Consider the following 20,189-nt stretch of genomic DNA (forward strand, 5'->3'; position numbering starts at 1 on the left):
ATTCAGGCGCCACAGCATCATTTCGAGCGATTATATTGAATCCTCCAGTTCAGCTGCCAGTTTTTACCATCGTCAGTAGATCGTTCCCAATCCCAGGTAAAGGAATCTTCTTGAATATCGTAAAACCTCATTCTATTGATAAACTGAGTTCCATCCGGCATGGTTCCTGGCTCTGCCAATTGAAATATTCTTTGATCTCCATCCATGATTCCAATCAAATTGATAAACCCTCCCTGGCTGTCTGCCCATGCCTGATGCCACTTTCCATCACGAGGATCAAATGTACTGATACTCATTCCCAGGTAACCATTGAAGTTCCCCTCAGTTGCTTTAAAATTTTCCTGGATTACCCGACCTTTCAATGTCTTTTCAATAACATTTTTGCCCTTTCCACCTTCCCAGGTCAGGTCCCATTCGCCAACCCAGAAGTCAAGTTTAGAAAGATCTTCCTCAGAAGGTTGATTATTGGCTTGCGAAAATGCCAGTCCTATTGTAGCCGTTATAATAATAGGTAACAAGAATAATCTTTTCATCCTTTAAAGTTTGCTTGAAATTAATACTACTTTCAGCTATTAGGGTTCAATTACACCTGAATCTCGTAAATATTAGTTAAATTTTATCGCCAATTGACATAGAGGAATGTCCATGGTTCAAATTTTTCATATTCTCATGTGTCAATATTATTTCATACTCGTTCTTTAAACATGTCTTGGGAACTCATTTTATTTTTAGCTGCCGCCATTCATGGAATCGTCCTATCCATCTTGTTTTTGACGGATACTCAAAATCACAAAAAATTCTTTCTTGGACTTTATTTACTTTGCTTTTCAATTACCATTTTACATTACACTAATTACTGGGCCCAGCTTTTTAGGCTACCTTCCTATATCCAATACTTCCTGATTCTACCCTCCTGGGCAATGCCATTGGCCTTTTATCATTTTATGTCTAAAGAATTCAACAAAAAGCAATTTTGGTACCACCTGATCATACCATCACTGTTCACGATTTATTGGGTCACCATGCAATTCGTTTCCCTCTCAGCAGCCCAGTATTTAAAAGCCGCGCATATCACTTCATTCTCACTAATCGCTATTTATCTGACCTACCTGGTTCTCATTCTTCGCCACAAAATGAAGTGGACCTCTGATTGGCTATTCACACTGGCTTTTGCATCATTTTTGGTCGGATTGGTGTCCTATAAAATAACAACCATGACCGGGACCTATACGCTGAGGTGGGATTACATTACCTGTGCAGCTTTTGTTATTTTGACGTATGCCATTACCTACTTTAGCGAGTTTACCTTTTTGAAAGAAAAAGTGCAACCCAAGTATTCTTCCAGTAGCTTGACCAAAGAGGAAGGAGAGTATCTGGTTAAAAAAATAAATAAGGTTTTGAACGAAAAGAGGTACTACGTGGAGCCCGATTTCAACCTATCCTCTTTTGCAAAAAAGCTCGGTGTCCCAAAATACAGAATTTCACAAGCCCTCAATGTTTATTCAAGTAAATCATTTTCTGAATTGGTCAATGAACTGAGAATCCAGGAAGCTAAAGAAAGGCTATTAGAAGAAAGTGCAACTTATCTAAAACTTGAGGCGATCGGTGAAGAAGTAGGGTTCAGGAATAAGGTGTCTTTTTATTCCAATTTCAAAAAGTACGAAGGCAAGTCTCCGGGTGAGTTCAGGGAACAATTCAATAAGCATTAAATTTTCAGTGTCCAATGTCAGTTATTAAAAAGACAACTTTACAAGCCTGCGAAAGATATAGGAATATAATCAATATCATTTTAGTAAAGTTTTTCATTTTCTTTCTTCTCATCAGCAGCTCAGTAATAAAAGTAGATTTATCAGCCCAACAAATACCTGATACAACCTTCGCCTTGAATTTCAGCGAAATGAGGTTTGCTAAAGAGTCTGGTCCAATTATTCATATTGACGAAACGCATAATAATTTTCATATTCTATCAATGAGGTTCGCTCCATTTGCCAAACTTGCCAGGCTAGATGGTTATCGTCCAAAGGAATTCACCACCAAGACCCAACTTGAAAATGTAGTAATACTGGTCATAGCAAATCCCATTCATGTTGATAATGTGGGCAACTGGAAGAGACCTATTCATTTCGCTTTTAGCGAAGAAGAAGTGAAAGAAATCAAAAAGTGGGTACACGAGGGTGGTCGGCTGTTATTGATTGCTGATCATATGCCCTTTTCCGGGGCTGCCCAAAATTTAGCACAAGAGTTTGGATTTGATTTCTGTGATGGCTTCACCAATGTTGCAAACCAGGTCAATGGGAATGATGTATTTTCAATAGAAAATGGTAAATTATTACATCATGATATAGTCAATGGAACCTTAGGCCATCCAATAAAGCATCTTACAACATTTACAGGTTCCGCATTTGCTAAACCTGAAAATGCAGAAGGAATATTAGCTTTTGAGGCTGTAGACACATGTTTACAACCTGATATAGCATGGAGGTTCGACAGCACCACCACCAAAGTAGCACTATATGAGTTTTATCAAGGAGCGACACTTAAGTTCGGTCAGGGTCGTATTGCCGTTTTTGGAGAGGCCGCTATGTTTACTGCCCAAAGCGTAAAACAGAGAGGAAAAGAGTTTAAAGTTGGTTTTAACGCCCCGCATGCTCATGATAACGTTAACTTTATAAGAAACGTACTCGCATGGTTGTCAGAAGGACTTCCTCATACAGTTCAGAAAAAAGCTGAAGAGCAATTACTCGACATGAATAGAGCAATGGAAGAGGTTTTTAATGCCGGACAATACAGCGAGGTAGCTGAAAAATTCTATGCCGAAGAAGCAAGGATGGTTGGAGCGAAAACAGAGGTAATCGGTCTGGAAAATATTATTCAATACTGGTCCAAATTTCAGGGGGAACTAAGCTGGGAAATAGAATCTATTGAAATCAGTAAACTGGCTGAAAATGTATATTTACAAAGAGGCATTTCCACTATTCAATATGTTGAAAAAGGTGTGCCACAGGAATCTAAATCCATTTTTTCACTCATCTGGAAAAATACAGAGTATGGGTGGAAGATAGTACTGGATCACTTTTCTCCACGATAAACCTATTCCATTTTCGTATAAACTTACCATCGATTCTCGTAAAATAGGTCTTAACTAATCATAGCAGACGTAAAAATTATTTAATACTTACACCTCTTCACCCTTCGCGAGCGCAATTCAAATACATATTTAAGAAATTGGTGAAAAACAATTGAATACGTATGAAATGCATCTACCTAACTTCCTGTGCTGTTATATTAATGATATGTTCATGCAGTAAAAATGAACCGGAAATGGAAATTCCTAAAGAAGACCCTTTTGAAGTCAAAGGGAATTATATCGGAAGTTGGGACGATAATATTTACACCAATTTTCCAATATCCGCAGAAATTAAAAGTACCGGCTCCGATAAATTTAGCGGTCCTTTTTATTATTCACAACTAGGGCCCTACATCCCATGCTGTATGGATTCAGGTGACAATGGTACCATCTCCTTTGAAATAAAAGGAGATTCCGTCATCCATTTCGTCTACAATCAAGACTTGCAATTTTACATGGGCGGTTGTCCCGGGACATATGAAGGCTCTGGACTATGGAATGAAAAATTGGGCATCCTCTCAATAGACTTCACCGGAGAGGATTGCGACGGCACACACACCGGAGGTAAGATTATTTTAAGAAATCAACGGTAGTGACCTGATTGCTTTTCGCTCATCTCTATACGAATACAGCTAAATTAAAAGTGGTCCCTGGGTCAAATGTTCACCCACTGTGTACAAAACTTATCGCGGTATAAATCTGATTTAAAGGTCAGTTGTTTTTTTCTGCATCCTTTTACTCAACACCAAAAATAACAAACCACATAGCAACCATGCAGGAAGTGTCACAAAGGACAGGAATACTCCGAATTGCAGACTGATAAAATAGAACAAACCAAAACTGATGAGCCAGGCCAGAAAAACTGCCATATTAAAGCTAATACCTGCCTTTTCAGCATAATTTTTTGAAATACCAGCCCTCTTAGCAAAAAAATGTTCAAATACTATTACTGCTCCAAATGGAGCTAAGATAAACCCATAAAGTGCCACAAAACCCAGCAGCTTCATGGCAAAGGCTGGAAATAATCCAGCGATGGTAGCTACTGTCCCAGCAATGATGGTCACCCAAAATGTAGATAGTTTCGGAACAATCGCTTGAAATGCCAAACCTGCCCTGTAAATTGTGGGATTTGCTGTTGTCCAGCCGGCCAACACTACTGCGATAATTCCAAAAATTCCGATGGCATTATTGGCCAAAGGACCCGGAGCTACTGGTGGTGCTTCACCATTGTTGATAAAGGATAGTGCTTCCGGTGATTTCAGATATACGGCGTAAAGAAGGGCCGCCGCAATCCATGCCATATAATGTCCCACATACATCCCTGCAGCAGTCATCCAACCTGAAGAAGCTTTTTTGGCAAATCTGAATACAGATAAATCTGACATGCCAATGTGCATAGCGGCATTGGCAAACCAGGACCAGATGACAACATGCCAGAAAGTATACTTGATCTGACCCGGAAATGGTTCTGATCCTTCTCCCCATATCGCCCAAAAGTCAGCAAAACTAGAAACATTTAATTGACGTAAAGCCACAATACCACATGCCAGGAAAGCCAATACTATAACCGGAGACATCCAATTCGCTGCCTTTGAAACCGTGTCATATCCTTTAGATGCAATTAATGAAATGACAGCACCCACGACTATTACAATGATGATCCATGTCGCACCATTGGGCATGGTGTCAGTTAGCTTAGGCATTTCCATATCGAATGGAATACCCACCGCTGTTGCTGATACCGTAATCATTGAACCTGCCAGGAAGCAAAATAGAATACCATTTGCGAGATTATACCCAGTGACCAGTTTCTTCCCACAAATCTTTTCGAGTTGATAATACAAGGTCAAACGGTTCTGAACAGCTATTTCGGCAGTCAAAAAGCGCCAGCTCAGCACTGCTAGCAAATTTCCAAGCAGCAATCCTATGATCAAATCAAAAGCACTAACACCCGCTGTTAGAAATAATGGTCCAATCATAAATTCTGTGCCAGCAGCATGTTCCCCGGCATACATGCCCAGAAAGCTTTTCCAACCTTTTAACTTGGATTGGGGAACGGGCCTCCGTTCAAATTCTCCTCCAGCGATATCTTCGATTACTTCTTCCTCTCGATTGGCTAAGCTCATAAGTCCGTTTCGTTTGTTTCAACTAATATAACTGGTCTTACAAGATATACTGTAATGTTCTATTCTGCAAAACGGCTTACACTAAAATCTATTGATGTTTTGCTTCCTTGAATCTGATGAGTTCCGGAACATTATCCGGCTTTCGAAAGCAATAAAGCATGACTACCATTCCCTGATCTTCCCGATAAAATGCAATGAGCTTGGCAAAGGGAAAGTTTGTAATTTCTTTTCTGGGTCGTATGTATGCTTCAGCTCCCCAATCAACATTTTTATCTTTTAGTTTCTGATCTCTCCATCCGATAACCAGAACATCCTGATCATCATCATTTGGCACGATGTTTCCAAGTAATCGATTAAACTCAAGATGAGGGAAAAAAGTAGGAAAAGGCTTAGACAAAGTATCTGAATGAAAAACCACCAGAACTTCCATCTCATTCGCCTTTACCTTTATTCGAGTATCATACTCGAAAAATTCATTGTCTCTGGGTTTCTGAAATTTCAATTCATTTTCTACCGGCATTAGAAAATCAAGTTCCATGGAGTCCAGATAAGGCTCTATCACCTCTAGTTCATCATCTCCTTGTGCATATGCAAATTGTAATAAAGGAAGGATAAAAAGTAGGCAAGTTATTTTTCGCACATTCAGAATCATATTAGCTCAAACGTTTTCAGTTATCAATTCATTACCCTTAATAACTCCAATTTTTCCCAATCCATTCATTTAAAAAACTTATTTTAACCGACTTAAATATATATATGAAACTTATACCTATAGTCCTTCTGCTATTTATTATCAATATTCCCCTCATGGGACAATCTGCTTTAGAAGAGACTGACAAAATATATGAAATGAAAGTAGACTCCGTTCTGAGACATGTGGTCATCTTTAAATGGAAATACAATACCACTCAGGATAAGATTAATGAAATTGAAAAAAGCTTTGCCGCCTTACCTTCAAAGATCAAAACCATCATAGATTTTGAATACGGCACCAATAATTCACCAGAAGGCCTCGATAAAGGATTTACCCATTGCTTTCTCGTTACATTTGCCAGCGAAAAAGGGAGAGAGATATATCTGCCACATCCCGATCATCAGGAATTCGTGAAACTGATTGGTGACCATGTCGAAGATGTGCTGGTGTTTGACTATTGGTCTAAATAAGTTATCTGATAATTGCTACATCCCCTTTGAGTAATTCAACCGTTCCATTTTCGAAAAGTACTTCTATCATATAAATATATATGCCTGCACTAACTATTTCACCTTGATATTTACCATCCCAATATTGGTTTAAATCTCCGAATTCAAAATTCCTGGATTCATGGATCATTTCTCCCCAGATATTAAAAACCCTGTATGATTGAATACTGGCGGGTGCATCATCGCTTTTGAAGACTTCGAATACATCATTGATTCCATCTTCATTAGGAGAAAATGCTGAAGGCATATAGAATTTTATGGTGCAGGATTGGTTAAAGTCCGGATCATTGGGTTCCAGGCAGACATTGCATTCATCTAGCACGGCGGTTCCATTAGGTACGCCGGCACAATCTAAGCAAGATTGATTGAACAGGGGATCATTTGGCAAGATACAAACTCCACAAGAATCGAGGATGGCACTTCCATTAGGCGTACCTGCACAATCTGCACAACTGGCATTAAATGCATCAGTATCTGGTACAGCGCATACTCCGCATGAATCTATCACGGCAGGACCATTAGGCGTCCCTGCACAGTCAGCACAAGACTGATTAAAATCAGGATCATCTGGCTGCAAACAGACTCCACAGCTATCGATGATAGCAGGTCCATTTACTTCTCCGGCACAGTCGAAACAACTTTGATTAAACTGAGGATCATCTGGCTGCAAACATACTCCACAGCTGTCCACTACAGCTGTACCATTCAACACTCCAGCGCAATCCACATCCTGAAGTTCCTGACAAAAGTTATCCCAGTCTTCCTGAATTTCATCGGTCCCAATAGGTGCATTGCTAACTTCGATGTTTTTCACCCAACCAGGTGACGCTTCATTAGGAACGGCAGTGTCATCTTGAAAAAAATCGATCAGGTTGTCTCCATCGTTCGGTAGATACAATGGATCCGAAGAGTCGTCATAACTCGCAAAAAACTCCCCATTGACATAAATATTCACTTCACCACTGCATGTTCTGGTGATTACAAATTGGTAAAGATCTATTGAATTGAAAAAATTATCCGCCCCTACGGTGCCATTGGGCCAAAACTCTAGTGTACCATTTGTAGGTCGGTCTGTCAATTTTATATATATGCCATTATCATCAGAGGGGGTGAAATTCAAAAGCCGCACCCATCCTTGTGACCCGTCCAGGTCCTTCACATGAAACGTAAATTTTATCGTATAACCGCAATCTATGAAATCATCATTAACAAATCTTAAACCCGCATTATCAAAAAAATGATACCCATCTACTTGAAAAGTTTGAGGACAAGTCGATGTCGGCACGGCAAATGGATTGAAAAAACCCGTTTCTCCGTCTGAATTTGCCAATGGCTGAAGTGGTACATGATTGCCTGAAAGCTCGTCGTAATTCCCGGTTAACAAATAGCGATAACTGGTTTGTGCATGAGCCACAGTGACAAGTAGGATCAAAGAAACAATCAGGGTAAACGCCCTAAATTGAAATTTCCCTTCTCTTGCTTCAAAAAATTGCATTGGCTTTATAGGTTAATTAGTATGAACGAAGTATTCTCATATAATTATGGAAACACATGCCTCTCCTATCCCCTACCAATACAATAAATAAGCCATTACAAAAGCAAGGGCCGTCTTAGACCACGATCCCAATCCAGAATGTATCATGCCTTAATCTAAAATGATCGCCGGTAGATTAAGTGATTTGTACATATCGTTATACTTCTGCATCTCAACTTCAGTAATCTGCTTACGTTCTTCCTCCAGTTCATCGAATTCCTTCATCAAATCAGCAAATCTAAGAGTTGCTCCATCAGTCAATGCAGGCATGGGTGAATCAATGTATGATTTCAGATTCATAAACTCAGCATTCAATTTGTTATTATAATTGATGACATCCTGAAAAGTCTTTTGATCTGGTTGAATCAATTGCTCTTCCCAGTTTTCAATGTGAGCCAAAATAGTGTCGCCCTGGACCAACAATTCTTTAGCTTCCTCATTTTCCTTCAGTAACTTTTTATAGGTCAATATTTGACTTTTGGCCGATCGGATTTTAGTAACCGAATTATGAATATCTCTGATGGTCTGGTCAATGGTTTGAAGGATATTCCTTTGAGTTATAAAGTCCTTGGAAGATGCTTCAATGTTTGGATTGGGCAGAACTTTCACCATCGCTTCTTCTTTTGTATCTCCCTTGACCAGTTCCAATTTGTAATCACCAGGCACCACCCTATAGCCATCGTAACTACCATAGACAAAAACATCTTCTACAGAAGAAATAGGGCTTGTCCTAAAATCCCACACAAATCTGTTGAAACCCTTTTTAGAAGGAATAGTCTCTGGTGCAGATGGTCCACCTTGCCAGGACTTAAATCCTTTCATTTTTTGATTAGAGATGGTTCTAATGAGGCTATCTGCCCAATAAATGTTTAAAGTCAGTTCAGAACTGTCCATGTTTTCAGGTAGAAAGTAATCAATCATTACACCCTGTGGTGGATTTTGCCCCAATCCTGGTTGAGGTTCAGAACTGCTTCCTCCAAAAAGCCGATAGGTATCCTGTGGTTTGATCAATGCTATTTGTGTAGTGTCAATGGCATGACTTTGAAGTGGAGCAACATCGTCTAAGATCCAGAAAGACCTTCCTGCAGTAGCTACTACAAGATCATTATTCTGTATGGTCAAGTCATTAATCGGTACAATAGGTAGGTTCAATTGCCATTTGTGCCAATTTTGACCGTCATCGGTGGAAATATACATCCCCGTTTCAGTTCCTGCATACAATAAACCTTCTTGATTTCTATCTTCGCGAACTACTCTCGCGAACCCATGTGCATCGTCCAGTCCATTGACGATCTTGGTCCAATTCTTACCATTGTCCTCAGTTTTGTATATATAAGAATTCAGGTCCATCATCTTATATCTCATCAAAACGATGTATGCAGTTTCCGGATCATGTGGAGATACTTCAATAGAATTGACAATACCTTCTGGCATATTTTTCGGTGTTACGTTGGTCCAATTGTCTCCACCATCGATTGTTATATGTACCAGCCCATCATCACTACCTGCCCACAAAACACCTTCCTGGTGGGGTGATTCAACCAGGTACATGATGGTATTGTAATTTTCTCCTCCTGCTGCCTCATTCGTAAATGGTCCTCCACCAGGGCCCTGTTGATCTTTATTGTTTCTTGTTAAATCAGGACTAACTCTTTTCCAGCTTTGACCCTCATCCTCTGTTTTAAATACCACATTTCCTGCATGATAAATGACAGATCGATCATGAGGCGACGAAATAATCGGCGCGTTCCAATTGAACCTATACTTAAAATCAATGGGTGCCTGCCCTAAACTCAATTCAGGATACTCTTTGATTTCTTTTTCCACCATAATGCTGGTCACATACTTTCCTATTATACCCTGGTAACATCCTCCATATACCAATTCTGGATTATCGGGATCGAAAGCAAGGTATGCACTTTCACATCCAGCTACAGAATGCCAGTCTTTCCAGTCTATTCCACCATCATTGGTTCTACTCTTTATGGAAATAGCAGAGTTATCTTGTTGACCCCCGTAAACATTGTAAGGAACCAGATTGTCTGTGATGACTCTGTAAAACTGGGAAGTGGGTTGATTTTGTTGTGTACTCCAAGATTTACCACCATTATTTGAAACATTCGCTCCGCCATCATTTGAATTAATCATCTTCATATGATCATGAGGATTGATCCAAAGATGATGGTTGTCTCCGTGTGGAGTCGACATCCTGGAGAAAGTCCTACCGCCATCTATAGATTTCATGGCTGGGGCATTGAGGACATAAACCCAGTTTTCATCTTGAGGATCTGCAAATATTTCCATATAGTACCAGGATCTTGTGACATTTATTCGGTCTTTATTGACTTGCTTCCAGGTTTTACCTGCATCATCAGATCGATAAACACCACTACTATCCTTTGCAGCTTCCAGTACAGCAAAAACACGATCCGAATTGGCTCTAGAAACACTAATTCCAGCCTTACCCATCATGACTGGCAACCCCTTATCCATTCTCTTCCAGGTTTCCCCACCGTCCGTGGACTTATATAAGCCGGAGTCCTTTCCACCGGACTGCATAGTCCAGGGCTTTCTCTCATGTTGCCACATAGCCGCATAAAGAATAAGGGGATTGTTCATATCCATAGAGAGCGAAGAAGCGCCGGTGATGTCATTCACATACAATACTTTCTTCCAGTTCTGTCCACCATCCACAGATTTGTAAACACCGCGCTCTTCTGTAGGACCATATTGAGCACCCTGAACAGTAACAAATACGATATCGGGATTATTAGGGTGGATAATGACATCAGAGATATGTCTTGACGCATCCAGACCAATGTGATTCCAGGTTTTACCTGCATCTGTGGATTTATAAACACCGTCGCCCATGGAAGTCATTACCCCTCTTGCTGCATGCTCACCCATACCTGCTATTACAATATTCGGATTGCTTTCAGAAACAGCGATGGCGCCGACGGTTCCTGTCTTTAAAAAACCATCTGAAACATTCATCCAGGTAATGCCATCATCTTCAGTTTTCCAAATACCTCCTCCTGTAGAACCCATGTAGTAAGTCATAGGCTGACCTACGACACCAGAAGACGTAACACTTCTGCCCCCTCTGAAGGGACCAATATTTCGCCATTTCAAGTCATTGAATTTCGGTAATTCTGATTTTTGATCTTTAGATTGATTGGTTTTCTTTTTTGAAGATTGTCCGTTAATAGAAAATGAAGCCAACACAATGGCTATGAGTGCAATGCAATATTTCATCTTAAAGTAATATTTCGTTTAGGATGAAAAGATAAAAGAATTTTTCAGACATACGGCATCTCTGAATTCCCTAATTGTACCTTCAAGAACATTTAAGATCAGTAAAACTATTCGGTGAGACGAAGCAGACCCTCCAAATCCAGTGATTTGGTAAACATTTCTATGCTACCATTGCTGGTTAACGGCCAATCTGTTTTGGGGCGATCCCAATACAATTCTACTCCATTTCCGTCCGGATCATCCAAATAAATTGCTTCGGAAACTCCATGGTCTGCCGCTCCGGTTAAAGGGTATGAAAACGTAAGCAAACGACGATAGATATGACTTAAATCATTTCTCGACGGATATAATATAGCGGTGTGGAATAACCCCGTCGTATTTCTAGGCGCAGAGGGTTGGCCTTTGGAATACCAGGTATTTAATCCTATGTGATGATGATAGCCTCCGGCAGATATAAAGGCTGCTTGGTCGCCTATTTTTTGCATCAATTTGAATCCAAGTAAATCACAATAAAAAGCAAGCGACCTGTTTAGATCAGATACTTTCAAATGAACATGACCAATTCTGGTTTGCCCTGGAACTTCATATTCACCATGTGCTTGATTCATTCTTTAATTTTTTCTTTGAATCGCCTTACCTATTCTGTAGCCGACCCACGCCATAGGAAGATACGCTAAGGATAAGTCCAAAACGATGAACCAGACAGGTGCAGGCAACATAGTAGAAGCCCAAATGCCACCTAGCAAGAATATGAAGCCAATCGTCAATGCGTATTTCAATTTACCTCCCGCAGCAATGAGGGTTGCAACAGTGGCACCTACCACAGTACCAATGGCATGGGCAAGAAATGGGAAGATGAAGAATAACGGATCCGCATCTGGCATTGCAGCTGCAAGAGCTTCCATGTCATTAGGATCTACTCCTTCTAATGGCATAACCATGTGTCCAAGTTGTATTAGTCCTATATTAACTACACTTCCGGAAATCCACCCGGTAATGATTGCTATAATATTTCTTAGTACGGGGCTCATTTTTCTGCTTTTTTGACTCTGCCTTTGTAATGATCATGCATTCCTTCACCATTGAGTATCTTATCAGCGGATTTCTCAATTCTGTCCTTTCTGGTTTGAGACTGCTTGGCGCCACTGAAGTATATAATGTATCCGCGTCGACGTCCCAGTGTTAGAGATTCAAAGGCATTCTTAAAAACAGGATCATTTTCCATTTTTTCAATCAATTCCTTTGGCATGGGCTCTGGCTCTTCTTTAAAGGCAACTTTAAGCCCTGTCTTTTCAATCTCGATGGCCTCAAAAATATATGCTTTAATGACATCAATGTTCTTTTGTATATCTTTTACGGTGGTAAACTTAAAAAGCCTGGCTGATTGTGAATTTGGCCCGGGTTTTACAAGGTATCCGCCTTCATCTTTTAACATTACACCCTTAAAAAAACTGATGCAACAATAATCTATGAAAGCACTCACTATTAAAACATTCACTCCGTCCACTGTGTAGCAGGGAACGCCCCACTTCACCTCTTCAGTCAATCCACAATCCAAGACGATGTCTCGCAATAATTTCAACTCATCTGTCCACTTTAACACTTTGCAATCCGGAGTACCGCCCAAAGCACATCGCATGCAGCCATCTGTTAAGTAATTGTCCACTGTATCTATCATGCAACCACTTTTTGTGCCCAGGAATCATTATTTTTAAGTAAGTTTCGCAAGGCATGTTTAATGATCCAATTGCACTCCTTACTGCAATAACCCTCTTTCCACTTATCAATGAGTTCTTTTCCTATATCAATGTTGTCTTTCAGTATATCATTTAGACAATTGGCGACAGATTTTTGGACATACTTAATCTTGTCATTGTGAAGATTGTCTAGTATGGGAAGTATTAATTTAGGACGTTGAATAAATACATCTAGTTTGCTCGCCCAGGGCAATCTCGGTCTTACGCCTTCACTGGCCAATCTTCTCACGTGGAAGTTTTCATCATCGGACCATAGCAACATTTGTGAAAGAGTCTGCTCTGTATATGTGCGTAGATAAGGCCTGATGGCGTACTCGCTTGTATTTCTCTTTGTAATTTCTTTAATTGCCTTCATCGAAACTTCAAAATAGTTGATACCGTACTTTTCCACGTATTTTGCTATAGGCATCACCCAGTAAAACTCCGTAAACATTCCAGTTTCATTAGGATTTTCGGGACCGAGAATAGACAGAAGTATTTCGACATTTTGTGGATAGGCACCTCCTAGTTTCGCATGAAACTCATCACAAATTAACTCTACCCTTTCTTTAAGTTCAAGGGATGCCACTGCCTGTGTCACATCAGATATGAAATTTTCTCTTGGAAAATCTTGACGAACGTTAGATATCTTATCGGCAAGACCCTCAGCCAATTCCTCATCAAACCAAAACTTAAGCTTTTTATAAGCCATGATTTTTCCTAAATGCTTATTCTACTTCCATTGAATAGGAGGTAATAGACTTCAATTGGGTCGAAGTGTGACTTTTGAATTCATAAAAATCAGCAAAAGCGTAGCGTTTTCCATCGGACATGGACAATACTCCATTTGCAGCGCCAGTTTTACCATGGCTCAATACTTTATCGACAACCATTTCTGAGACCTTATATTCTTTCATCTTAAGAATCTCCTTTTTGTACTTCTCTTTTCCTTCAATTGTCTTTTCTCCTACGATTTCCCAGATGATGTCATCGGTAACACAATCCACTAAGAATTCATCGTCACCCTCCCCAAATGCAATATTAAACTCTTTAATAAATGTCAACTTCGGTGAATTACCGCAATCTGCATTCAGTGTTAACTTTGCCATTTACTATCCAATCACTGTTTTTTGACCCTGATCCGAAGAAGAGAAAGGCTGATGATAATATCGTGTTCCTGTCGCCTTATACATAGCATTGGCCAGTGCACCCATGGCAGGAGGTAATCCCGGTTCACCTAAACCCGTTGGTGAAATTTCATTTTCCACAAAGAAAGTTTCTATTTCTGCCGGAGCCTGGTGATGACGTATTAATTGATAATTATTGAAGTTTTCCTCTTTAGGTGCTCCATCCTCAAAGGTCAGCTTACTATACATGGCATGCCCTATACCATCTACTACACCTCCTTCGATCATATTTTTGGCTGCATCTTTATTTATGACGATACCACAATCAACAGCACACCATACTTTTTGTACTTTCGGCTCGCCATTCACTACTTCGATATCCATCACTTCTGCAACATAAGTAGAGTGACAGAAATAGGCGGCAACACCTCTGTGAATTCCCGGCTTTTCAGTACCCCAACCTGATTTTTCTTTAACTAACTTTAATACACCAGCATATCTTTCTGCATCGTACTCATACTCTTCACCCACAGGGTTCTCTTTGGCACGCTCAAATAGTTCCAGCCTGAAATCAATAGGATCTTTACCTGCAGCTTCAGCTACTTCATCGAGAAATGATTGCTCCGCACCCGCTGTAAAATTAGATCTTGGCGCGCGCCAGGCTCCAGTAGTGACGTTTGTACTTGCATGAATTTTCTCTGCCGAATAGTTGTCTACTGCTCCGGCAGGGAAACGATTAGGGAAAACAGGTCCTTCTGGAAGTCCTGCTCCCTTCACTTCGAAAGCGATCAGATTGTTATTTTCATCAAGACCTGCCTTATAGATGGACTTATAAGTAGGCCTATAGGTGCCTTGTGTCATATCGTCTTCACGAGTGTAGACAAGTTTAACGGGAGCTCCGATTTTCTTAGATATGGCTGCGGCTTCTACTCCAAAATGAACATAAAGTCTTCTTCCAAAACCACCACCAATCCTTGTCATATTGACCGTAATGTTTTCTACAGGAATATCCAGTAATTTGGAAACGGTTTCTTCAAGTGATGCAGGAGTTTGTGTCGGTCCGATTAATTCTGCTTTATCAGCTGTTACATTGGCAAAGAAATTCATAGGCTCCAATGTGTTATGGGCTATGAATGGTGCAGTGTAGGTTCGTTCGATTACCTTGGCGGCATTCTTAAACGCAGCTTCTGTATCACCGTCTTTTCTACTTTCCTGAGCATCACCACTTGCAAGTGCTTCATCTAGTCTCTGATTATGCAATTCCGTACTCTCCAGCTCACTATCCTCCTCCCAATTTGCTTTTAGTGCTTTTTTAGCCTGGAATAAGGGCCAGGTAGAGTCACCCACAATGGCAATCAATTGGAGATAACCCTTTTCATCAAACCACTTACTATCATCTATAGCAGTATCGATAATGAAGGCATCTGTTACACCGGGCATTGCTTTTATCTCATCTATGTTAAAATCTTTAATTTTCATACCAAACGCAGGTGGGTGCTGGATCACCGCGTACTTCATACCATCCCGCTTAAAGTCCAAGCCGAAAAGGGGGCGGCCAGAAACGATATCTTTAGCAACCACATTTTTCTTACTGGTTCCGATCAGTTTATAATCCTTAGGCTCTTTTAGTTGAACCTCCTCAGGCACTTCGATCCCAACGGCCTTAGAAGCAATTTCACCATATCCAATGGAGCGATCTCCATTGATTTCACTGATCTTACCCTCAGAAGCATTAACTTCAGAAACATCGATCCCCCATTCCTTAGCTGCAGCTTCCATCAACATTTGACGGCCAGTAGCCCCGGCCATGCGCAATGCATCCCAACTGAGCCTGATCGATAAACTACCACCTGCAAACTGATTCTGGTAAAAGCCAGTGTTCAAAGGTGCTTGTTCAACAACTACGTGATCCCAGGGTACATCTAATTCTTCAGCTACTATCATAGGCATGGACGTCATCACATTCTGTCCAATTTCAGGGTTCGGGGAGTAAATGGTCACCATACCTGTATCTCCTATCTTGATGTATCCATTGATATCGTACCATTCACTGGGTATCGCAATCTCAGGCTCAGAAGCAGGAGCGCAACCACCTAACCAACTGAATCCAATTAGCATACCACCACCAGCTGCTCCGGTAACTTTTAGAAAAGATCTTCTATTGAATTTTGTTTTAATCACTGTCATTAGTATAGATTTAGGAGTTAGCAGCTGTTTTGATCGCTTTTTTAATTCGGGTGTAAGTTCCACACCTACATATGTTCCCACTCATCGCAGAGTCAATGTCCGCATCCGTCGGATTGGCATTATCATTCAATAATGCAGAAGCACTCATGATTTGCCCTGCCTGGCAGTAACCACATTGAGGCACATCATGTTCGAGCCAGGCTTTTTGAACCGGATGATCACCTTCCTCTGATAGTCCTTCGATGGTGGTGATTGATTTACCTTCTACCGAGGATACAGGTAAGATGCAGGAGCGCATGGCAGCTCCATCTAAATGAATCGTGCATGCTCCACACTGAGCTATTCCACAACCATATTTTGTACCCACTAAATCGAGGTGGTCTCGTAAAACCCATAAAATAGGGGTGGAGGGATCTACATCAACATCGTGTTTTTTCCCATTAATTTTTAAAGTGAATGAAGCCATTATTTTCAGAACTTTTGTAGGTCTATAAAAGATGATATGAATTTCTTTGGATCTCTTGATTTATCGAAACTCATCACACCATTAAAATTAATTAAATTATGACAAAAGATGCTATCTAATCAATAGATAATACATCAAAATAGATAGAAACGATTAAAAATTCTATAGAGTCTCCGTCACATTCGACTCTTGCGTTTCCGTTAGGCGCGTCCTTCAATCATCAAAGCACCTATTCCCGCTTCCCATAAAGCTTTATTGATATCCGGCAATTCCTTGTTAATGATCTCGTCAGCAGAAGCCTTGAGTTCTTTCCATTTGGTATTCAACTCTTCAACCCTGTCTTTTGATGGTTGGGTTACCCTGGGCAAATCACTCTCTGTTGAATTGATAGCATATAAATAGTTAGCTGTGAATTTATTGGGGAAGTTTTCGACATCATCATAAGCCTTAGATTTTCTTTGGACCATATCCTCATCCCATGATTTCATTCTTTTAATAATTTCCTTGACCTTATTTCGAAGTTCCTGATTTGACTCATTATCAGGTAATTTTTTTACAATTTGTTCCAAGGTCTTTCTTGACTCATCCATCCTGCTCACCATCAAGTGCATTTCGGTCAATTTCTGTTCCGCTTTTTTCATGAATTCATCATATTCTTTGTATTGCTCCATTGTCGTTGGATAAAGAGGGTTTGGAGTCAATGTTATCTCACTACTATCCTTCCATTCACCAGCCTGGACCGTTACTTTATATTGACCAGGAGACACCTTATGGCCTCTAAAAGAACCTTCAATGTAAACATCTTCCACGCCCGGCATGGTGCCATATCTTAAATCCCAAACATGTCTGTTCAACCCTTTCTCATTTCCTATGACCGGCTCTGCTGAGGGACCACCATCCCAAGATTTAAAATCTTCGTCCTTCTCAGAGTCCAGTACTCTTATTACCTCATTATTCATGTCTGTAATCGTCATTACTACTTTAACAGAATCAGCTAATTCAGGCAAATGATAATAAATAACCGCTCCCCCTGCTGGATTAACCCCCTCTAAAGGATCTGTTCCATCAATCTTTTCTCCTGAGCGATCCAATTCACTCCTTCCATCTGTCATGACCACAGGAGCTGGTTCATAAACATGAACATCCTCACTTTCAGGTTTCTCCTGACGCAGTAGTTCCACATCGTCTAATATCCAAAATGATCTCCCAGATGTAGCTACGATAAGGTCATCATGAGCCACTTTCAAATCCAGAATGGGTGTCTTAGGAAGATTAAGTTGCAAAGTTTCCCACTCCTTTCCGCCATTATAACTGACAAATACACCAGTCTCCGTGCCAGCAAATAAAAGTTCAGGGTCTTCTGTATCCTGTCTGATGACACGGGTATAAGATCCGTCTGGAATATTTCCGGTGATATTCGTCCATGACATACCGTAGTCTGTTGTTTTCCAAAGAGAAGGCTTCTTGTCGTCAAACTTATATCTGGTTGTGGCAATAAATGCAGTACCCGCACTATGTGGTGACAAATCAATGGCATTCACCAAAGATTCCTGAAGACCCTTAGGCGTTACATTGGTCCAGGTTTCTCCGCCATTTCTGGTCACCTGAACATAGCCATCATCCGTACCAGCCCAAATTTCACCTTTATTGTGTGGAGACTCCGCCAGATAAGCGATGGTTCCATAGTTCTCAGCTCCCACAGCTTCATTGGTATAAGGGCCGCCGCCATTGCCTTGTTTGCTATCATCATTTCGACTCAAATCGGGAGATACTTCCTCCCAGGTTTGTCCCTGATCTCTGGTTCTTAATACCAACTGAGCTGCATGATAAAATGTGCCTGGTTCATGCTTTGACCAAATGATGGGGGCATTCCAATTAAAACGGTATTTCATATCCCGGGCTTCACGACCCAAATACTGTATCGGTGCAGCCATAATGTTGGTACCCGCATTAGCCCGATTGTCATATATTTCAATGGTTCCAAGGTAGCTTCCCCCCATGACCAATCTTGGATCATCAGGATCAAAAGCTAAGAATGCGCTTTCTCCTCCAGCGGACGCATCCCAACTTCTGAAACCAATCGTCGATGACTCAAATTCGCGATGAGCTATAGAAACCGAAGAATTGTCTTGTTGTCCGCCGTATATTCTATACGGGAACTGATTATCTGTATTAATCCTGTAAAATTGGGCAGTCGGCATATTGGATTGGGTCGACCAGGTTTTACCTCCATTAAAGCTAATGGCAGCTCCACCATCATTTGAAATGCAAAGGTTCTTTGAATTGTCCGGATTGATCCATAAATCATGATAATCCCCATGGGTGCCTGTAATTCTGGTCCATGACTTGCCTCCATCAATGGATTTAAGCGCAGGTGCACTCAGGACATAAACCGTGTTTTCATCGTTTGGATCCGCAAAAACTTCAATGTAGTACCAGGCGCGCTGCGTCAATCGATTGTCTCCGGATACCATGGACCAAGATTCTCCAGCGTCTTCAGATACAAATAATCCCCCTTTATCCTGATTGCTGTCACTTTCTACCAGACAGTAAACTTTGGAGGGATTAGCAGCACTAACACTTATCGCCATTTTTCCTTTTTCTTCAGGTAAACCATCTTCAATTTTAAACCAGGTTTCTCCTGCGTCGGTGGACTTGTAAACTCCGCTGCCAGGTCCTCCACTTATCACTTTCCAGGGTAATCTTTGATGATGCCACATGGTTGCATATAAAATATTTGGATTAGTGGGATCCATAGCCAGTTCAGAACAACCAGTCAAGTCGTTGACATATAATACATTCTTCCACGTTTGACCACCATCCGTTGATTTATAAATACCTCTCTCTTCAGAACCACTGTGAAGTGCACCTTGAGCAGCAATGTATACGATGTCAGGATTGTCAGGATGTATCCTTACTCTGGCAATGTGCTGGGTTTTCTCTAATCCCAAATGCTTCCATGATTTACCTGCATCAGTAGATTTATAAACTCCATCTCCATGCGATGTCATAACACCTCTGGGTGCATGTTCACCCATCCCTACATATACAATATTGGGATCTGAATCCGCAACTGCCACAGCACCTACTGAACCTAGTTGAAAGTATCCATCTGAAACATTATGCCAGTGCATCCCTGCATCCTCCGTCTTCCATAATCCTCCTCCCGTCGTTCCCATGTAGTAGGTAAGCGGATCTCCTGGGACTCCACAACTACCTACACTTCGTCCTCCTCTAAATGGACCAATAGAACGATACTTAACTGGAGCATAATAACTTTCCGCAGAAGATTCGTTGTCTTTTGTTTCATTTTGGGCTTTTGAACAAAAAGGCCACAACAATAAAATCAAAAAAGAAAGCAATAGGTGTTTCAAAATTTGGCAAGAATATTTGCACGCACTCATATAGGTTGTTTTTTGTCAAATATA

General features: G+C 40.7%; 17 protein-coding genes. 4 read left to right on the forward strand and 13 right to left on the reverse strand.

Annotated features, from left to right (window positions below):
• Window positions 1-17 precede the first annotated feature (17 nt).
• Window positions 18-533, reverse strand: a complete 516-nt coding sequence (locus L2567_RS08470; RefSeq protein WP_235297323.1) for a DUF1579 domain-containing protein — start codon at window positions 531-533, stop codon at window positions 18-20.
• 171 nt (window positions 534-704) lie between these two features.
• Between L2567_RS08470 and L2567_RS08475 the strand changes: the two genes are divergently transcribed.
• The 3 genes from L2567_RS08475 to L2567_RS08485 all read left to right on the forward strand — a co-directional run bounded on the left by L2567_RS08475 (window position 705) and on the right by L2567_RS08485 (window position 3,720).
• Window positions 705-1,709: a helix-turn-helix domain-containing protein gene (locus L2567_RS08475; RefSeq protein ID WP_235297324.1), complete on the forward strand. Its 1,005-nt coding sequence runs from the start codon at window positions 705-707 to the stop codon at window positions 1,707-1,709.
• A gap of 188 nt (window positions 1,710-1,897) precedes the next feature.
• On the forward strand, window positions 1,898-3,088 hold the full coding sequence (locus tag L2567_RS08480; RefSeq protein ID WP_235297325.1) for a YybH family protein: 1,191 nt from the start codon (window positions 1,898-1,900) through the stop codon (window positions 3,086-3,088).
• 233 nt (window positions 3,089-3,321) lie between these two features.
• On the forward strand, window positions 3,322-3,720 hold the full coding sequence (locus tag L2567_RS08485) for a hypothetical protein (RefSeq protein WP_235297326.1): 399 nt from the start codon (window positions 3,322-3,324) through the stop codon (window positions 3,718-3,720).
• A 111-nt stretch (window positions 3,721-3,831) separates the two neighbouring features.
• Here L2567_RS08485 and L2567_RS08490 read toward each other — a convergent pair whose 3' ends face one another.
• Together L2567_RS08490 and L2567_RS08495 are read right to left on the reverse strand one after the other, a co-directional pair.
• Entirely contained in the window at window positions 3,832-5,253 is a 1,422-nt protein-coding gene (locus L2567_RS08490; protein ID WP_235297327.1) for a purine-cytosine permease family protein, read from the reverse strand.
• Window positions 5,254-5,341: 88 nt separating this feature from the next.
• Window positions 5,342-5,905 (reverse strand): hypothetical protein, encoded by a 564-nt coding sequence (locus L2567_RS08495; RefSeq protein ID WP_235297328.1) that lies wholly within the window; start codon window positions 5,903-5,905, stop codon window positions 5,342-5,344.
• A 104-nt stretch (window positions 5,906-6,009) separates the two neighbouring features.
• On the opposite strand from L2567_RS08495, the gene L2567_RS08500 reads away from it, so the two are divergent.
• Window positions 6,010-6,417 carry a Dabb family protein gene (locus L2567_RS08500; protein WP_235297329.1) on the forward strand — a complete coding sequence of 136 codons (408 nt, stop codon included), beginning with the start codon at window positions 6,010-6,012 and terminating at the stop codon, window positions 6,415-6,417.
• Between the two features lies 1 nt (window position 6,418).
• Here the strand turns inward: L2567_RS08500 and L2567_RS08505 are convergent, their stop codons facing one another.
• The 10 genes from L2567_RS08505 to L2567_RS08550 form a co-directional block, all read right to left on the reverse strand.
• Window positions 6,419-7,951: a T9SS type B sorting domain-containing protein gene (locus tag L2567_RS08505; protein ID WP_235297330.1), complete on the reverse strand. Its 1,533-nt coding sequence runs from the start codon at window positions 7,949-7,951 to the stop codon at window positions 6,419-6,421.
• A 150-nt stretch (window positions 7,952-8,101) separates the two neighbouring features.
• Window positions 8,102-11,245 (reverse strand): WD40/YVTN/BNR-like repeat-containing protein, encoded by a 3,144-nt coding sequence (locus L2567_RS08510; RefSeq protein WP_235297331.1) that lies wholly within the window; start codon window positions 11,243-11,245, stop codon window positions 8,102-8,104.
• A 107-nt stretch (window positions 11,246-11,352) separates the two neighbouring features.
• Window positions 11,353-11,853 (reverse strand): VOC family protein, encoded by a 501-nt coding sequence (locus L2567_RS08515; protein ID WP_235297332.1) that lies wholly within the window; start codon window positions 11,851-11,853, stop codon window positions 11,353-11,355.
• A 3-nt stretch (window positions 11,854-11,856) separates the two neighbouring features.
• Entirely contained in the window at window positions 11,857-12,276 is a 420-nt protein-coding gene (locus tag L2567_RS08520; RefSeq protein WP_235297333.1) for a hypothetical protein, read from the reverse strand.
• Window positions 12,273-12,923: a YdeI/OmpD-associated family protein gene (locus L2567_RS08525; protein WP_235297334.1), complete on the reverse strand. Its 651-nt coding sequence runs from the start codon at window positions 12,921-12,923 to the stop codon at window positions 12,273-12,275. The genes L2567_RS08520 and L2567_RS08525 overlap by 4 nt, the downstream gene beginning before the upstream one ends.
• Window positions 12,920-13,696, reverse strand: coding sequence for a DNA alkylation repair protein (locus L2567_RS08530; protein WP_406626678.1), 777 nt, complete (start codon window positions 13,694-13,696; stop codon window positions 12,920-12,922). Before L2567_RS08530 ends, L2567_RS08525 begins: the two co-directional genes overlap by 4 nt.
• Before the next feature lie 13 nt (window positions 13,697-13,709).
• On the reverse strand, window positions 13,710-14,090 hold the full coding sequence (locus L2567_RS08535; protein ID WP_235297336.1) for a nuclear transport factor 2 family protein: 381 nt from the start codon (window positions 14,088-14,090) through the stop codon (window positions 13,710-13,712).
• A 3-nt stretch (window positions 14,091-14,093) separates the two neighbouring features.
• The gene (locus L2567_RS08540) at window positions 14,094-16,295 is read right to left on the reverse strand and encodes a molybdopterin cofactor-binding domain-containing protein (RefSeq protein ID WP_235297337.1); all 2,202 of its coding nucleotides are present in this window, start codon (window positions 16,293-16,295) and stop codon (window positions 14,094-14,096) included.
• A gap of 10 nt (window positions 16,296-16,305) precedes the next feature.
• The gene (locus tag L2567_RS08545) at window positions 16,306-16,761 is read right to left on the reverse strand and encodes a (2Fe-2S)-binding protein (RefSeq protein ID WP_235297338.1); all 456 of its coding nucleotides are present in this window, start codon (window positions 16,759-16,761) and stop codon (window positions 16,306-16,308) included.
• 200 nt (window positions 16,762-16,961) lie between these two features.
• Window positions 16,962-20,135, reverse strand: coding sequence for a WD40/YVTN/BNR-like repeat-containing protein (locus L2567_RS08550; protein ID WP_235297339.1), 3,174 nt, complete (start codon window positions 20,133-20,135; stop codon window positions 16,962-16,964).
• Window positions 20,136-20,189: the final 54 nt, after the last annotated feature.

The sequence above is a fragment of the Portibacter marinus genome, from assembly GCF_021533195.1.
GTDB classification, from domain to species: Bacteria; Bacteroidota; Bacteroidia; order Chitinophagales; family Saprospiraceae; genus Portibacter; species Portibacter marinus.

Excerpts from the sequence above, each read along its gene's own strand:
- L2567_RS08495 (WP_235297328.1), bottom strand. The coding sequence starts at position 5,905 with ATGATTCTGAATGTGCGAAAAATAACTTGCCTACTTTTTATCCTTCCT.
- L2567_RS08475 (WP_235297324.1), top strand. The coding sequence starts at position 705 with ATGTCTTGGGAACTCATTTTATTTTTAGCTGCCGCCATTCATGGAATC.
- L2567_RS08490 (WP_235297327.1), bottom strand. The coding sequence starts at position 5,253 with ATGAGCTTAGCCAATCGAGAGGAAGAAGTAATCGAAGATATCGCTGGA.
- L2567_RS08535 (WP_235297336.1), bottom strand. The coding sequence starts at position 14,090 with ATGGCAAAGTTAACACTGAATGCAGATTGCGGTAATTCACCGAAGTTG.
- L2567_RS08485 (WP_235297326.1), top strand. The coding sequence starts at position 3,322 with ATGGAAATTCCTAAAGAAGACCCTTTTGAAGTCAAAGGGAATTATATC.
- L2567_RS08510 (WP_235297331.1), bottom strand. The coding sequence starts at position 11,245 with ATGAAATATTGCATTGCACTCATAGCCATTGTGTTGGCTTCATTTTCT.
- L2567_RS08540 (WP_235297337.1), bottom strand. The coding sequence starts at position 16,295 with ATGACAGTGATTAAAACAAAATTCAATAGAAGATCTTTTCTAAAAGTT.
- L2567_RS08520 (WP_235297333.1), bottom strand. The coding sequence starts at position 12,276 with ATGAGCCCCGTACTAAGAAATATTATAGCAATCATTACCGGGTGGATT.
- L2567_RS08545 (WP_235297338.1), bottom strand. The coding sequence starts at position 16,761 with ATGGCTTCATTCACTTTAAAAATTAATGGGAAAAAACACGATGTTGAT.
- L2567_RS08525 (WP_235297334.1), bottom strand. The coding sequence starts at position 12,923 with ATGATAGATACAGTGGACAATTACTTAACAGATGGCTGCATGCGATGT.
- L2567_RS08470 (WP_235297323.1), bottom strand. The coding sequence starts at position 533 with ATGAAAAGATTATTCTTGTTACCTATTATTATAACGGCTACAATAGGA.
- L2567_RS08480 (WP_235297325.1), top strand. The coding sequence starts at position 1,898 with ATGAGGTTTGCTAAAGAGTCTGGTCCAATTATTCATATTGACGAAACG.
- L2567_RS08505 (WP_235297330.1), bottom strand. The coding sequence starts at position 7,951 with ATGCAATTTTTTGAAGCAAGAGAAGGGAAATTTCAATTTAGGGCGTTT.
- L2567_RS08500 (WP_235297329.1), top strand. The coding sequence starts at position 6,010 with ATGAAACTTATACCTATAGTCCTTCTGCTATTTATTATCAATATTCCC.
- L2567_RS08515 (WP_235297332.1), bottom strand. The coding sequence starts at position 11,853 with ATGAATCAAGCACATGGTGAATATGAAGTTCCAGGGCAAACCAGAATT.